The following is a 14,529-nucleotide window of genomic DNA, read 5'->3' as shown; positions in this document are numbered from 1 at the left end:
CCTGCGCGGCCTTGTCGGTGACCACGCCGTCGAACGGCGCGCGCACCACGGTGTAGTCGAAGTTGACCTGCGCCACCTGCGCCTGCGCCCGCGCGGCCTCGGCCTGGCGGCGCTGCGCGCGGAGCTGGGCGGCGAGCGCATCGACCTGGGTGTGTGCCTGTTCGGCGGCCTGCCTGGCGACCAGCCCGCGGCCGACCAGCGCGTCCTGCCGGGCCGCATCGTGGCGGGCCTGGGCCCGCTGCGCCTGGAGCTGGCCCACCTGCGCCTGCGCTGCACGGGCGCTGGCCCGGGCGGCCTCGAGGTTGGCGCGGTAGGCGCTATCCTCCAGCCGCGCCAGCACCTGGCCCTTGGTGACGTGGTCGCCTTCCTCGATCAGCACGTCGGTGAGCGTGCCGGTGATCTGCGCGGAGACCGTCGCCTGGCGCCGGGCAGTGACATAGCCGGTCGCCTGCAGCACGGCCCCGGCATCGCCGCTGCCGGGTACCGATGCCGTGGCGGTCCGCACGAGCACGGGACGCTCGGCGAGCATCCACCAGCCACCGAGGCCCAGCAGCGCCAGGAGCAGCACGGCGCCCCCTGCGATCCACGGCCAGCGCAACGGTGCCGCCCGCACGGCCTCGCGTTGCCCGCGGTCGATCTTCAGCTGCCTGAGCAGTTCCCCGTTGTCCATGCGCCCGCCCGTTCCATTTCGCGAATGCATACGATGACGCAAGCCCGACCCGGGGAACAGCTTGCGCCATCAACCATCGCCGATGACAGATGTCACGCCCGACCGCCTGGCGCCTGCGGTCCGCGCCGCCAGGGCACGGCGGGCCGGCAACCCGGGGCCCCCGCACGCTCCCCTCCCGGCCATTGCCCGCGCGGGCGCCGCGCGGTACGGCGCCCTTTGCGCCAGCGCCACGGTGCGGTCTGCTAGGCTCGCGCGCATGCGCTACGTCATCCCGCCCCCCGCCATCCCCAGCCTGCCGGTACTCGGCAGCGACGACCGCTTCCCGGTCCGCCGGATCTTCTGCATCGGCCGCAACTTCGCCGACCACGCGCGCGAGATGGGCGCGACGGTCGATCGCGAACAGCCGATGTTCTTCTGCAAGCCGGCCGATGCGGTGGTTACCGACGGTGCCGACGTGCCCTACCCGACCGCCACCGCCGAGCTGCACCACGAAGTGGAAATGGTGGTGGCGCTGGCCGGCGGTGGCCGCGACCTGCCGGCCGGCCTGGCCGGGACGCTGATCTTCGGCTACGGCGTCGGCCTGGACCTCACCCGCCGCGACCTGCAGGCGCAGGCAAAGGCGAAGGGCCATCCGTGGGACGTGGCCAAGGCTTTCGACCATTCCGCGCCGGTCTCCGCCCTGCGCCCGGCCGGCTCGGCGCGCCCCGGCCCACAGACGCGGCTCAGCCTGGAGGTGAACGATGTGCTGCGCCAGCAGGCCACGCTCCAGGACATGGTGCACGACGTGCCGGCCATCATCGCGGCGCTGTCGAAGCTGTTCGAACTCAAGCCGGGCGACCTGCTGTTCACCGGTACGCCGGCCGGCGTCGCCGCGCTGCATCGCGGCGACCGCTTCCGCGCCGAGCTCGAAGGCATCGCCGTGCTGGAAGGGCGGATCGCCTGAGCCGGGCGGCGCAACGCTGAAGAAACCACCCAAACCCAACCGGGAGACGCGAGCATGAGCATGTTGGAGGAATTCAAGAAATTCGCCATGCGCGGCAACGTGATTGACCTCGCCGTGGGCGTCGTCATCGGCGGCGCGTTCGGCAAGATCGTCAGCTCGCTGGTGGACCAGGTGATCATGCCGCCGATCGGCCTGGTCACCGGCGGCGTGGATTTTTCCCGCCTGAAGTGGGTGCTCAAGCCGGCCGATCCGGCGGCCAGGACGGCGGAGGTGGCCATCCAGTACGGCGCCTTCATCAACACGATCATCCAGTTCCTGATCATCGCCTTCGTGATCTTCCTGCTGGTCAAGGCGATCAATCGCCTGGCGCCCAAGCCGGAGGACAAGCCGGCGGTGCAGCCGCCGGAGGTGGTCCTGCTGGCCGAGATCCGCGACTTGCTGAAGGCGAGGGATTAGGGAACCGGATCAGGGAAACCGGACCGGGACCGCGGAACGGAAGCGCACGGCTGCTTCCCGACGTTCCGCGGCCCCGCCCCGTGACTTCTGGCCTAGGCCACCACCTGCCACGACCCCAATAATCGGGCGTTCATCCCCAGCGGAGTTCCCCGATGCGCCGTCCCTCCCTCACCCTGCTCGCCGCCGGCCTGCTCCTGGCCAGCGGCGTCGCCAGCGCCACCGATACCGTCGTTCCCGCCGCCGCCGTGAGGACCGCCGGACAGCTGCGCGACAAGGCGATGCACGACGACACCGGCTACCGCATCGCCGAGTCGCTGACCACCGAGGTGGGCCAGCGCCTGGCCGGCAGCCCGGCCGACCAGCGCGGCGTCGAGTGGGCGATCGCCAAGTTCAAGGAGCTGGGCTTCGACAAGGTCTACACCGAGCCGGTCACCTATCCGAAGTGGGTACGCCGCAGCGAGAGCGGCGCGATCGTAGCGCCGTTCCCGCAGTCCCTGATGCTGACCGCGCTGGGCTATTCGCCCGGCACGCCCCGCGGCGGCCTCACCGCCGAGGTGGTCCGCTTCGCCAGCCTCGATGCGCTGAAGAACGCCGATCCCGCCAGCGTCAAGGGCAAGATCGTCTACATCGGCTTCCGCATGCAGCGGCACAAGGATGGCCAGGACTACGGCATGGGTTCGGCGATCCGCACGCAGGGTCCGGTCATCGCCCAGGCCAAGGGCGCCGCCGGCTTCCTGCTGCGCTCGGCGGGCACCGATCCGCACAGCCGCACGCCGCACGCGGGCGTCACCGGCTTCCGCGACCCGGCCAAGACCATTCCCGCGGCGGCGCTTTCCAACCCCGACGCCGACCAGCTCGAGCGCGTGCTCGGCTACGGCAAGCCGGTGACCGTCAAGCTGGACCTCGATTGCGGCATCGAGGGCGAGTACACCGGCGCCAACGTGATCGGCGAGGTCACCGGCGCGAAGTATCCCGACCAGGTCGTCGCGATCGGCGGTCACCTGGATTCCTGGGACCTCGGCACCGGCGCGATCGACGACGGTGCCGGCATCGCCATCGCGATGGCGGCCGGCAAGCTGATCCATGACCTGCCGACGCGGCCCGACCGCACCATCCGCGTGATCGCCTTCGCCAACGAGGAGATGGGCCTGTGGGGCGGCCGCGCCTACGCCGACCGGCACGCGGACGAGGTGCGCAAGTTCCAGCTGGGCACCGAGTCGGATTTCGGTTCGGGCCGGATCTGGCGCATGAGCGCCAGCGTCAAGCCCGAGGCGCGCGGCGCCATGGGTCAGATCGCCAAAGTACTGGCGCCGATCGGCGTGGCCTACGACGCCAAGCGTCCCGGCGGCGGCGGCTCGGACCTGTCGCAGATGCACGGCAAGGGCATGGCCGCGCTGTCGCTGACCCAGGACGGCACCCACTACTTCGACTGGCACCACACCGCCAACGACACCCTCGACAAGATCGACCCGAAGGACCTGGCGCAGAACGTGGCGGTGTACGCAGCCTTCTCGTACATGGCCGCGCAGGCCCAGGGCGACTTCGGCTCCGCGCCGGGCGCCTTCGCCAACGACGGGGCCGGCGAGTAACACTCTCTGGCGGGCGCACCTTGCGCGACCGTGACACCCTCGGTCGCGCACAGGTGCGCTCCTACAGGGGAGCCTCGCCAGTCATCGCCCCCCTTCCTGACGCGTGAAGTACGCGCCGCTTGCCGCCAGCGCCCTGGGCACGCAGAAGGTCTTCTGCATCACCGCGATCGCCACCGGCACGGCGACGGTCTCTTCCACGCCGCCGGCACTTTGGCAATCGGCGCCCTCGGGCAGCCGGTAATGGATGATCCGCACGGTGTACTGCGGGCAGACGTCCGCACAGGGGAATTCGGCCACGACCGGAAGGCCATGGTTGCGGCCAAGCTCGATCGTCTGGCCCATCAGCGCCTGCTTGTCGAACGGCCTGGCCGCGTAGGCCTGTAGGGCGGCGTCGTCGAGCGCTCCCGGCTCGCTCGCATGCGTGGCGCAACCCGCCCCGGCCAGGGTGGCGAGGGCCGTCAGGGTGACGATGGCAGTTCGGGGCATGGCGGGTCTCGTAAGCGCTCCTGGCCACCCTAGCCCAGGACCGCCCGACATGCGTCAAGGTTGCATCGAGGTACCGCCACGGCCACGACGCCTGGCGCCACCGGACAGCCCTGCCTGGCCTCAAGGGCGCAGGTCGCCATCGGTGCTGGCCTCCCATCGGCTCGCGCCCTCCGCGCGGGACCTTTGCATGCCGCTTCCACTGCTCGCGCACGGGTGCGCAGCTACATGGTTCGAGGACGGGCGCGGCTTTCGGCGCCGGGCCCCGGCTTGCGCGCGAAGCGCTGCTGCAGGCGATCCAGGTACAGGTAGATCACCGGCGTCAGGTACAGGGTCAGCACCTGCGACACCACCAGGCCACCGACCACCGCCAGGCCCAGCGGCCGGCGCACGTCGGCGCCGGCACCGACGCCCAGCGCGATCGGCAGGGTGCCGGCGAAGGCCGCCATGGTGGTCATCATGATCGGGCGGAAACGCACCCGGCAGGCGTCGAAGATCGCCGCCGCCGGCGCCATGCCCTCCTCGCGCTGCCGCTCCAGCGCAAAGTCGATCAGCATGATCGCGTTCTTCTTGACGATGCCGATCAGCATCACGATGCCGACGAAGGCGAACAGGTCCAGCGAGGCGCCGAACAGCACCAGCGTGAGCAGCGCACCTACCGCGGCCGCGGGCAGGCCGGAGAGGATCGTCAGCGGGTGGATGAAGCTCTCGTACAGGATGCCCAGCACCAGGTAGATCACGAACACCGCCAGCAACAGCAACAGGCCCATGCCCTGCATCGAATCCTGAAACGCCTGTGCGGTGCCCTCGATCGAACCGCTGATGGTGGCCGGCAGGCCCAGTTTCGCCACGGCGCCATCGATCTCGCCGACCGCCTCGCTGAGGCTCACGCCGGGCGCGAGGTTGAACGAAACCGTCACCGCCGGCAGCTGGCCCTGGTGGTTGACGGTGAGCACCTGCGGCTTGCGCGCGAAGCTGGCGACCGTGTCCAGCGGCACCGCCTTGCCGGTGCTGGAGGTGACATACAGCCGCGAGAGCACCGCCGGATCGTTCTGCAGCGAGCGTTCGACCTGCAGGATCACCCAATGCTGGCTGGCCGCACCGTAGATGGTGGATACCTGGTTCTCGCCGAAGGCGGCGCCGAGCGCGCCCTGCACCTGCGCCATGGTCAGGCCCAGCGGCGCCAGCCTGTCGCGGTCGACCTCGACCATGATCGAGGGGCTGTTCAGGTCCAGGTCGTTGGTCACGTCCTGGAAACCGGGCAGGCCGGCGAACGCATGCGTGACCTTCGCCGACCAGTCGTACAGCGCCTTGATGTCGATCGACTGCAACGTGTACTGGTACTCGGACTTGCTCTGCCGCCCGCCGACGCGGATCGCCGGCGGATTGCTGATGTAGGCCCGGATGCCGGTCACCTGCGCGAACTTCCGCCGGAGTTCCTGGCTGACCTCGTCCACGCCGAGCCTGCGCTCGCCGGCCGGCTTGAGCAGCAGCAGGATCGAGCCGTTGTTCACCGTGGCGCGCGAGCCACCGGCGCCCACGCTGGACATGTAGCCGGCGATGTTCGGGTCGTGCGCGACGATGTCGGCCAGGCGCTGCTGCCGCGCCACCATCGCGTCGAAGGAGATGTCTTCCGGGCCTTCGCTGTTGACGCGCAGGATGCCGCTGTCGCCGGCGGGGATGAAGTCCTTGGGCACGACGGCGAACAGCAGCGCGGTCACCGCCAGGCTCGCCACGAAGGCGGCCAGCACCAGCCGCGGGCGGTCCATGCACCAGCGCAGGCTGCCCGTGTAGCCACGCTGCACCGCTGCGAACCCGCGATCGAAACCGCCTACCAGCCAGTTCTTGTTCTCGTGGTCGTGCGCCTTGACGAAGCGGCTGCACAGCATCGGCGTGAGCGTGATCGCCACGATGCCGGAGATCAGGATCGCGACGCTGATGACCACCGCGAACTCATGGAACAGCCGCCCGACGATGCCGCCCATGAACATCACGGGGATGAACACCGCGATCAGCGAGAGCGTCATCGAGAAGATGGTGAAGCCGATCTCGCCGGCGCCCTTGATCGCCGCGTCGTACGGCGCCTCGCCGGCCTCGATGTGGCGCACGATGTTCTCCAGCATCACGATCGCATCGTCGACCACGAAGCCGACCGCGAGCGTGAGCGCCAGCAGCGAGAGGTTGTCCAGGCTGTAGCCCAGCGCATACATCACGCCGAAGGTGCCGATCACCGAGATCGGCAGTGCCACCGCGGGGATCAGCGTGGCGGAGAGGTTGCCGAGGAACAGGTAGATCACCAGCACCACCAGCACGCCCGCCAGCAGCAGGGTGAACTGCACGTCGTCGACCGAGGCGCGGATCGACTGCGAGCGGTCGTACAGCACCTGCAGCTTCACCGACGGCGGCAGGCCGGCCTCGAACCCGGGCAGCACCTGCTTGATGCGGTCGACTGTCTCCACCGTGTTGGCGCCGGGCTGGCGCTGGATCGCCAGCACGATGGCGCGCTCGCCGTTGAACCAGCTGGCCTTCTGGTCATCCTGCACGCTGTCGCGGGCCTGGCCCAGGTCGCCCACGCGCACCGGGGCGCCGTTGCGCCAGGCCACCACCACGTCGTTGTACGCGGGCGCGCGCTGGAGCTGGCCCTCGCTGCGGATCGGCAGCTGCTGGCGCTGGCCGTACAGCGAGCCGGTGGCCCGGTTGACGTTGGCATCGGCGACCGCCGCCTGCACCTGGTCGATGCCGATCCCGCTGGCGGCAAGCTTGTCCGGGTCCAGGCTGATCCGCACCGCGTATTTCTGTGAACCGTACACGCTCACCTGCGCCACGCCATTGACCATCGACAGCTGCTGCGCCAGTTCGGTCTCGGCGTATTCGTCCACCTGCGTCAGCGGCAACGTGGACGAGCTCATCGCCAGGTAGAGGATCGCCGCGTCCGCCGGATTCACCTTGCGGAAGGTCGGCGGCGTGGTCATTTCCTTCGGCAGCTGGCGCAGTGCCGAGGAGATCGCGGCCTGCACGTCCTGCGCGGCGGCATCGATGTTGCGGTCGAGCTCGAAGGTGAGCGTGATCGAGGTGGAGCCCAGCGCGCTGGTCGAGCTCATCGAGCTGATGCCGGCGATCGTCGAGAGCTTGCCTTCCAGCGGCGTGGCCACGGCCGACGCCATCGTCTCGGGCGAGGCACCCGGCAGGCTGGCGCTGATGCTGATCGTGGGGAAGTCGACGTTGGGCAGCTCGTTCACCGGCAGCCGCGGATACGCCACGATGCCGAACACCAGCAGCGCGGCCATCAGCAGCGTGGTCATCACCGGGCGGCGGATGCAGAGCTGGGGGATGTTCATGAGGGGATCGATCCAGTGGCGCGGTACTGCCCCCTCTCCCCTCCGGGGAGCGGGGCGGGGTGAGGGGTGGCTCTTGCGACCGAGGTGGTCCGTGCGTAGGGTCGCAGCTTTCCAACCTGGTCCCGTGGCGAGCTCCCCGCGAGCCCCGGCCCCTCGCCCCGGCCCTCTCCCCCATCTTCGATCAGGGACAAGCGAGAAGTAGCAAGGTCAGTCCGCCACACGGACTTTGGTCCCCTCGACCAGCAGCATCTGCCCTTCGGTCACCACCCGCTCGCCGGCCTTCAGACCCTTGGCGATCACCTGTCGCCCGCCTGCCGCCGGTCCCGGCGTGACGTAACGCTGCGTGACGGCACGGTCGGCCCCCACCACGAACACGAAGCTGCCGCGCGTGGAACTCTGCAACGCGACGACCGGTACCGACACCGCATTGCGGATGCGCGTGGTGGGCAGGATCACCTGCACGAACTGGCCCGGGGTCAGGCGCAGGTCCGGATTGTCGAAGCGCGCCTTGAGCAGGATCGTGCCGGTGGTGTCGTCCACCGCGTTGTCGACGAACTGCAGCGTGCCGGCAAGCGGGGTCGACTGGCCCGGCACGGTCGCGTGCACCGGCACCGGCCCCCGCTGGAGCGCCGCGCGTACCGCAGCGAGGCTGGCCTCCGGCAGGCTGAAGGCGACCCGGATCGGTTGCACCTGGTTGAGCACCACGATGTCGGTGGTCTGCGCGCTCACCTGCGCCCCGGGCCACACCAGCGGCGCGCCGGTGACGCCATCGAACGGGGCCACGATGCGGGCGTAGTCCAGGTGGGCCTGGGCCAGCTCCTGCGCGGCGCGGTCGCCCTGCAGCGTGGCCTGGGCCACCGCGAGATTGGCCTGGTAGGTGTCGTAGTCGGCCTTGGAGACGTAGCCCTTGCCCAGCATGTCGGCATAGCGCTGGCGGTCGGCCCGGGCCTTGTTCAGCTGGGCCTGGTCGCGTGCGACCAGGCCGCGCGCCTGGTCCAGCTGCGCCTGCAGCAGGCGGGTGTCGAGCCGGGCGAGCAACTGGCCTTTCTTCACCCGGCTGCCGGGCTGGAAGGCCAGCGACTCGAGCTGGCCGGAGACCTGCGCACGCAGGGTCACGCTCGACCAGGCCTCGGCGCGGCCCACCAGCGTGAGCGACAGGTCCAGGTCGCCCTGCCGGGCCACCGCCACCTGCACCGGCACCGCGCGGACGGCCGGCCTGGCGTCGGCGGGCGCGGTCGCATCCGGAGACCACGCGAAGCGCGCGCCGAGGGCGACGAGCACGAGGACGGCCAGGAGAAGCAGGATCTTTTTCGGGGACATGCGGGCGTTCGATTCGGGGCCCCACGCGATCAGCGCGCGGCCAGGCCGTGCCATGGTGTGAACCCGTCACAACGCGGCAGCCGGCGAAGGGTTTACCTGTCGCGGCCATTGTCGCCGGACCCCGGCATCCACGCCCCTGCCGGAGGACCTAGTCGCGGTCGGTTTCGCCCTGCTCCAGCGCTTGCAGGTTGTCCTTGATCCGGCCGATCACCGCCAGCGCCTGCTTCAATTCTTCGACGCCGATGCCGGCGGTCGCGTCCTTGCGCAGGCCGCGGCCGATGTCCTGCATGTCGTCGATCACCGCGCGCGCACGCGGCGTCAGGTGCAATCGCCAGGCGCGACGGTCCTTGGGGTCGGGATGGCGTTCGACGAAGCCGGCGGCCTGCAGGCGGTCGATCACGCGGCCTACCGCGATCGGTTCCATCTCGAGCAGCTCGGCCAGCTCGGTCTGGCGCAGGTTTTCCTCGCGGTGGTGCAGCATCTTGATCGCCCGCCATTGTGCGCGGGTCAGCCCGAAGCGCACGGCACGCCGGTCGAAATGCTTGCGGAACAGCAAGGTGACGTCGCTGAGCAGGTAACCGAACGAAATGTCTTCCGGCTTCATGTTGTTGTGCATCTCCCGTCCGAGGCGAAGGATAAAGCGCCGCCCCCGCCAAACACCAATTGTCCATGTCCATCACCCTGCTTACTGCCGACCTGACCCGCCTGGGGGTCGATGCCATCGTCAATGCCGCCAACCGGCAACTGCTCGGCGGCGGCGGCGTCGACGGCGCGATCCATCGCGCGGCCGGCCCCCGGCTGCTGGAGGCCTGCCGTGCGCTGCCGCCGACACCGGACGGGGTGCGCTGCCCGACCGGCGAGGCGCGCATCACGCCCGGCTTCGACCTCCCGGCCACCTGTGTGATCCACACGGTGGGGCCGGTATGGCGCGGCGGCGCCCACGGCGAAGCGGAACTGCTCGCCGCCTGCTACCGCAATGCGCTGCAACTGGCGCACGAGCATGGGCTGCGCTCGATTGCCTTTCCCGCGATCAGCTGCGGCGCCTATGGCTACCCACCCGAACTCGCCGCCGAAGTCGCCCGTGCCAGCCTGCGCCAGGTCCTGGCCCGGGCCCCCGCGCCGATGAACGTGCGCCTGTGCTTCCTCAACGAGGCCATGACGCAACTTTGGCAGCGCGTGTTCAACGCAGCTTGAACGGATAGAGCGGCGGCAGCGGCGGCTCTTCGCCCGTGGGTGGCTCGCGCCACTGGAACCCCTGCCTGAAGGCGCCCGCGAGGTCCGGTCCCGCAAGGTCCGCCTCCGCGGCGAAACGGCGTCGCTGCAAGGCCTCGATCGCCTCGCGCTGGGTCACCGAAGCCAGCGCCTCGGCCAGGGCACCGAGTCCGCTCAGCCCCGGGCGCTCCGCACGGGCCCAGGCGAGCAGGGCGTGAGCCTGGGCCACTGCATCGCTGCCGCGCGCGGCGGCGAGGAACGCCAGGCGCAAGGCGCGGGCGGAGCCGGAGCCGGGTGCCCGCGCATCCGCGGCCGACCGCACGCGTCGACGCCATGCCCACCACGCGGTCAACGCGCCGCCGAGCAGCAGCAACGCGACCGCAACCAGCACGACGACGCGCCACGCCGGCGCGCGGTGGGTCGCGGCCGTCGCCGTGGCGGGCAGCGCTGCGGGGGCCACCACGGTCGCGGCCGGCACCGCCGTGCTCGCGGCCGGCGCAGGCTGGCTGCCGGCAGCCGGCAGCACCGTCAGCGTGTGCGCCGGAATGCGCGCCACCTCGGCCTGCCCGCTTTGCACGTTCCACCACTTGAGCGTGATCGCGGGAATCGCCAGCCTGCCGGGCTGGCCGGGGACCACGGCGAAGTTCTGCTGGCGCCGGCCGATCAACCACTGGCCGTCGTTGCGCGTGCCGGTCACCGGCTTGTCGGGGTAGACCGTGGCGCCCTTCAGGTCGGGCAGGCTCAGCGCCGGCAGGGCCTCGTAGGGCAGCCCGGTGGCCTGCAACGTCATCGCCAGGTCCAGTGGTTGCCCGACGCGGGCCTTGCCATCGGCCGGGATGCCGTCGAGGGTCAGCGTCAGTGCACGGGCCGGCAACCAGGCGCTGCTGCCCCAGTGTGGAGGTGGCGGCTGCACCTGGATGGTCACGGCCGGCGAGGCGGCCGTGGCCGGCGTGCCCATCGCGAAGAAACTGTCCGGGTCGGTCGGATCGATCAGCTCGCCCTGGAACTGCAGCGAGGGCAACTGGATGGTGCCGGCATGCTGCGGCACCAGGGCATAGCGCCGTTCGATCACGTGGTAGGCGCGACCGCCGCGCACGACGTCATAGTCCAGGTCGTCGCCCAGCCGCCGCGCGTCGATGCCGGGCAGCCGCGGATCTTCCAGCGAGCCGCTGCTGAGGCTGCCGGCGAAATACAGCCGCACGGTGAAGAGCAGTTGCTGGCCCACGCGCACCCGGCTCGGCTGCGCACCGGCTTCGAGGAACACGGCCTTGCCGGCGTTGGCCGCCGCGGCGGGGTCGGGCGGCGTGACGGTGAGCGTGAGCGGCCGGGTGCGTGCGCCGGCAAAGTCCAGCGCCGGGATGACCAGCTGGCCTGCATGCGTGGGACGCAAGGCGATGCCGACGGTCGACTGTGCGCTGCGCCGGCCGTTGACGATGCTCAGGCTGGTGTTGCTGGAGCGGCCCAGCACTTCGAAATCGTGGCCAAGCGCGGACAGGTCCGGCGCCTGCGCGACGCCGCCACCCTCGACCCTCAGGTTGAGCGTCACGGTTTCGCCCAGTTGAACCTGATTGCGGTCGAGCGATGCCTGCACCTGCGCGGCCTGCGCCAGCACCGGCAGCAGGACGAACAGCGCCAGCGCGATCCAGCGCTTCATGGCAGGTCCTCGCCGTTCGCCACGCCGTGGCGCTGGCGATATTCCAGTTCGAACTTGCGTCGCAGCAACGCGCCGGGATCGTCCGGCACGCGCTGGAGTGCCTGCCGCAGTTCGGCCGGAAGGCGCGCCTGCGGGTCGTCCTTGTCCAGCGCACCCAGCTGGTGCTCCGCACTCCGGGAGCCGGCCTTGTCGCCGAGCGCACGATCGAGCTGCTGCTTCAGCGCCTGGCCCGCGCGCGCCATGCGTGCCTGCTGCTCGGCGCGCTCCTGCGCCGTCAGGGGGCGATTGGCGCCCTGTTGCTCGCGGCGTTCGCCCGCGTGCTGTCCGGAGGACTCCTGCCCGGCCTGCGCCTCCGGCGGCTGCTCGCCCCGGCCCTGCTGGCCCTGGCTGCCCTGCCTGCCGTCCTGCTGCTCGCCACGGCGGTTGCCCTGGCTGTCTTTTTTCGATGACTGGTCATCCTGGCGCGGCCTCGACCGGGAGGACTTGCCGCCAGCCTGGTTCTGCGCGTCGGCGTTCCCGTCCTGCGGCGGTGGCTGGCGGCGCAGCCATGCCTCGACCGCCTGCCGGTTGGCCTTCGCGTCCGCGTTGCGGGGATCCAGCGCAAGCGCGCGGTCGTAGGCCGCCAGCGCCTCCCGGTAGCGACCGGCCCTGGCCAGCGCGTTGCCGAGGTTGTATTGCGCATCGGTCGTCTTTACCGGCTGCAGCGCGCCGACCGCGGCGTCATAGTCGCCCGCGCGGTAGGCGGCCGCGCCGCGCAGCGCCGGATCACGGGCGAGTGCGAGGGCCTGTTTCGCGTGGCCCTGGCGCAGCGCCTGCGTGGCCTGCTGGTCACGGCGCTGCCAGAGGTCCTGCCAGGTACCGGCTTCGGCCCGCGCGGGCAGCAGCGGCAACAACACCAGCGGCAGCAGCAACAGCCAGCCGCGGCGGAAGGCCAGTGCCAGCAGCGGCAGCAACGGCAGCAGCAGCCAGGGACCGCGGTCCTCCCACTGCGCGCTGGCCTGGCCGGTGGCCTGTTCACCGCCGCTGCGCAACCGGGCCTGCAGCGCGTCGATGTCCGCATGGTCGGCGCGCATGGGGACGTAGCGGCCACCGCCCGCCGCGGCCAGCGCGGCCAGCGCGGTATCGTCGCGGCCGGCCATGGCCACACCGCCCTGCGCGTCGCGCAGGAAACCGCCTTCGGCAAGCGGCACCGGCCCGCCCCTGGTCGTACCCACGCCCAGTACCGACACCCGCACGCCGTCGGCACGCGCCTGGCGCGCGGCCTGCACGGCACTGGCGCCGGCGTCGTCGGTGATGAGGATGAGCGACCCGCCACCGACCCTGGCGTCGCGGATCAGCGCCGTGCCGCGCGCGATCGCCGCGGCCGCATCGTCGCCGTCGACGGGCATGGTGTCGGGCGCGAGCGCGTCCAGCAGGTCGTTCAGGCTGTTGGCGTCGCTGGTCAGGGGTGCCACCACGAAGGCTTCGCCGGCGTAGGCGACCAGGCCGTTGAGGCCGCCGCGGTTGGCGGCGAAGAGGTCGCGCGCCTTGTAGCGCGCGCGGTCGAGACGACTCGGCGCGACGTCGCGGGCCAGCATGTGTTCGGACAGCGAGATCGCCACCACTTGCGCGGCCCGGTCGGCGTACAGCGGCTGCGGCAGGCGGCTCCAGCTCGGCCCGGCAAAGGCCAGTACGGCGAGCACCCAGCCCAGCGCCAGCAACGCGGGAGGCACGCTGCGGCGTTGCGCGCGGCCCTGGAGGAGATGGGGCAACAGTTCCGGATCGACCAGCCGCTCCAGCTGCGCCCGTGCGCCCTGTCCGCGTGTGGCCAGCCACGCAATCACGGGCAAGGCGAGCAACAGCCACAACCAGGCCGGCCGCAGGAAATGGAACTGGTGCAGCGTCTCGCTCATGCCAGCCGCTCCCGCATGGTGCCGGCACGGGAGGCCAGGGCCAGCGCGAGCAGCAGCATCGTTGCGGCCAGTGGCCAGCGGAACAGCTCGTGCCGCGGGCGTAGCACCGGCCCGTGCTGCGGCATCGGTTCGAGCGTATCGATCGTGCGGTAGGCCGTCGCCAGCTGGTGCGTGTCGGTGGCCCGGAAGAAGCGCCCGCCGGTCTGTTCGGCGATGCGGGTCAACATCGCCTCGTCCAGGTCTGCGGAGGGATTGACCAGGCGCATGCCGAAGAAGTCCGGCACACGCATCTGCGTGGCCCCCACGCCGATGGTGTAGACGCGCACGCCCGCCGCCTTGGCCGCGGCGGCAGCCTGTTCGGGCGAGATGCTGCCGGCGTTGTTGACACCATCGGTGAGCAGCACCAGCACGCGTGCCTGCTGCGGCAGGCCGGCCAGGCGCTTGACCGCCACCGCAATGGCGTCACCGATCGCGGTTTCGGTCCCGGCGAGGCCCACCGCGGCCCCCCGCAGTTGCGCGCGGACCGCGTCGAGGTCGTAAGTCAGCGGCGTCACCAGGAAGGCGCGGCTGCCGAACAGCACCAGGCCAAGTTCATCGCCGGCGCGGCGCGTGATGAAGTCGCCGGCGATCGCCTCGACCGCCTCGAAGCGGCTGACGTCCTGCCCGGCCAGTTGCATGTCCTCGGTGCGCATGCTGCCGGACAGGTCGATCGCCAGCAGCATCGCGCGCCCGCTACGCTGTTGTGCCTGCGGCGGGCCGACCCATTGCGGCCGCGCCGCGGCAGCCAGCAGACAGAGCCAGGCCAACGCAAGCCACCAGTGGGCGCGGCCGCGGCCGGGCTGGCGTTCGATCGCGGCCAGCGCCACGCCGGGATGCGGCAGGTGCAGTGCCTGCCCGGGCGGCAGCGGCGGCAGCCAGCGGCGCATCAGCCACGGCAGCGGCAACAGCACGGCCACCCAGGGCCAGGCGAAT

General features: G+C 71.1%; 12 protein-coding genes. 4 read left to right on the top strand and 8 right to left on the bottom strand.

The annotated features are described in order from the left end of the window. A partial coding sequence (locus VFH59_RS12565) for an efflux RND transporter periplasmic adaptor subunit (protein ID WP_325165244.1) occupies positions 1-670 on the bottom strand: 670 nt, incomplete at its 3' end. 256 nt (positions 671-926) lie between these two features. Here VFH59_RS12565 and VFH59_RS12560 point away from each other — a divergent pair. The 3 genes from VFH59_RS12560 to VFH59_RS12550 all read left to right on the top strand — a co-directional run bounded on the left by VFH59_RS12560 (position 927) and on the right by VFH59_RS12550 (position 3,658). After that, a complete protein-coding gene (locus VFH59_RS12560; RefSeq protein ID WP_325165243.1) occupies positions 927-1,613 on the top strand; it encodes a fumarylacetoacetate hydrolase family protein in 687 nt (228 codons plus the stop codon). Between the two features lie 54 nt (positions 1,614-1,667). Next, a complete protein-coding gene (gene mscL, locus VFH59_RS12555; RefSeq protein ID WP_325165242.1) occupies positions 1,668-2,069 on the top strand; it encodes a large-conductance mechanosensitive channel protein MscL in 402 nt (133 codons plus the stop codon). Positions 2,070-2,221: 152 nt separating this feature from the next. Next, positions 2,222-3,658: a M20/M25/M40 family metallo-hydrolase gene (locus VFH59_RS12550; protein WP_325165241.1), complete on the top strand. Its 1,437-nt coding sequence runs from the start codon at positions 2,222-2,224 to the stop codon at positions 3,656-3,658. An 81-nt stretch (positions 3,659-3,739) separates the two neighbouring features. Here the strand turns inward: VFH59_RS12550 and VFH59_RS12545 are convergent, their stop codons facing one another. The 4 genes from VFH59_RS12545 to VFH59_RS12530 form a co-directional block, all read right to left on the bottom strand. Then, the gene (locus VFH59_RS12545) at positions 3,740-4,144 is read right to left on the bottom strand and encodes a hypothetical protein (RefSeq protein ID WP_325165240.1); all 405 of its coding nucleotides are present in this window, start codon (positions 4,142-4,144) and stop codon (positions 3,740-3,742) included. Between the two features lie 221 nt (positions 4,145-4,365). Continuing rightward, on the bottom strand, positions 4,366-7,479 hold the full coding sequence (locus VFH59_RS12540) for an efflux RND transporter permease subunit (RefSeq protein ID WP_325165239.1): 3,114 nt from the start codon (positions 7,477-7,479) through the stop codon (positions 4,366-4,368). Positions 7,480-7,686: 207 nt separating this feature from the next. Beyond that, on the bottom strand, positions 7,687-8,799 hold the full coding sequence (locus tag VFH59_RS12535; RefSeq protein WP_325165238.1) for an efflux RND transporter periplasmic adaptor subunit: 1,113 nt from the start codon (positions 8,797-8,799) through the stop codon (positions 7,687-7,689). 148 nt (positions 8,800-8,947) lie between these two features. Further along, positions 8,948-9,415: a MarR family transcriptional regulator gene (locus VFH59_RS12530; protein ID WP_325165237.1), complete on the bottom strand. Its 468-nt coding sequence runs from the start codon at positions 9,413-9,415 to the stop codon at positions 8,948-8,950. A 53-nt stretch (positions 9,416-9,468) separates the two neighbouring features. Between VFH59_RS12530 and VFH59_RS12525 the strand changes: the two genes are divergently transcribed. Next, positions 9,469-9,993 carry an O-acetyl-ADP-ribose deacetylase gene (locus VFH59_RS12525; RefSeq protein WP_325165236.1) on the top strand — a complete coding sequence of 175 codons (525 nt, stop codon included), beginning with the start codon at positions 9,469-9,471 and terminating at the stop codon, positions 9,991-9,993. On the opposite strand, the gene VFH59_RS12520 is transcribed toward VFH59_RS12525, so the two are convergent. Genes VFH59_RS12520 through VFH59_RS12510 form a run of 3 tightly spaced genes read right to left on the bottom strand, consistent with a single transcriptional unit; the run spans position 9,980 to position 14,483 of the window. Next, positions 9,980-11,665, bottom strand: coding sequence for a BatD family protein (locus VFH59_RS12520; protein WP_325165235.1), 1,686 nt, complete (start codon positions 11,663-11,665; stop codon positions 9,980-9,982). The two genes, VFH59_RS12525 and VFH59_RS12520, sit on opposite strands and share 14 nt — an antisense overlap. Next, a complete protein-coding gene (locus VFH59_RS12515; protein WP_325165234.1) occupies positions 11,662-13,557 on the bottom strand; it encodes a VWA domain-containing protein in 1,896 nt (631 codons plus the stop codon). Before VFH59_RS12515 ends, VFH59_RS12520 begins: the two co-directional genes overlap by 4 nt. Further along, positions 13,554-14,483 (bottom strand): VWA domain-containing protein, encoded by a 930-nt coding sequence (locus VFH59_RS12510; RefSeq protein ID WP_325165246.1) that lies wholly within the window; start codon positions 14,481-14,483, stop codon positions 13,554-13,556. Before VFH59_RS12510 ends, VFH59_RS12515 begins: the two co-directional genes overlap by 4 nt. Between the last annotated feature and the right edge of the window lie 46 nt (positions 14,484-14,529).

This window comes from Frateuria sp., assembly GCF_035695185.1.
GTDB lineage: Bacteria > Pseudomonadota > Gammaproteobacteria > Xanthomonadales > Rhodanobacteraceae > Frateuria_A.
Note: the sequence above shows the minus strand (reverse complement) of the source record. Positions and strands in the feature narration are given on the sequence as shown.

Coding starts and splice junctions, on each gene's coding strand:
- VFH59_RS12560 (WP_325165243.1), top strand. CDS start 927: ATGCGCTACGTCATCCCGCCCCCCGCCATCCCCAGCCTGCCGGTACTC.
- VFH59_RS12540 (WP_325165239.1), bottom strand. CDS start 7,479: ATGAACATCCCCCAGCTCTGCATCCGCCGCCCGGTGATGACCACGCTG.
- VFH59_RS12530 (WP_325165237.1), bottom strand. CDS start 9,415: ATGCACAACAACATGAAGCCGGAAGACATTTCGTTCGGTTACCTGCTC.
- mscL (WP_325165242.1), top strand. CDS start 1,668: ATGAGCATGTTGGAGGAATTCAAGAAATTCGCCATGCGCGGCAACGTG.
- VFH59_RS12535 (WP_325165238.1), bottom strand. CDS start 8,799: ATGTCCCCGAAAAAGATCCTGCTTCTCCTGGCCGTCCTCGTGCTCGTC.
- VFH59_RS12515 (WP_325165234.1), bottom strand. CDS start 13,557: ATGAGCGAGACGCTGCACCAGTTCCATTTCCTGCGGCCGGCCTGGTTG.
- VFH59_RS12510 (WP_325165246.1), bottom strand. CDS start 14,483: ATGCGCCGCTGGCTGCCGCCGCTGCCGCCCGGGCAGGCACTGCACCTG.
- VFH59_RS12550 (WP_325165241.1), top strand. CDS start 2,222: ATGCGCCGTCCCTCCCTCACCCTGCTCGCCGCCGGCCTGCTCCTGGCC.
- VFH59_RS12525 (WP_325165236.1), top strand. CDS start 9,469: ATGTCCATCACCCTGCTTACTGCCGACCTGACCCGCCTGGGGGTCGAT.
- VFH59_RS12520 (WP_325165235.1), bottom strand. CDS start 11,665: ATGAAGCGCTGGATCGCGCTGGCGCTGTTCGTCCTGCTGCCGGTGCTG.
- VFH59_RS12545 (WP_325165240.1), bottom strand. CDS start 4,144: ATGCCCCGAACTGCCATCGTCACCCTGACGGCCCTCGCCACCCTGGCC.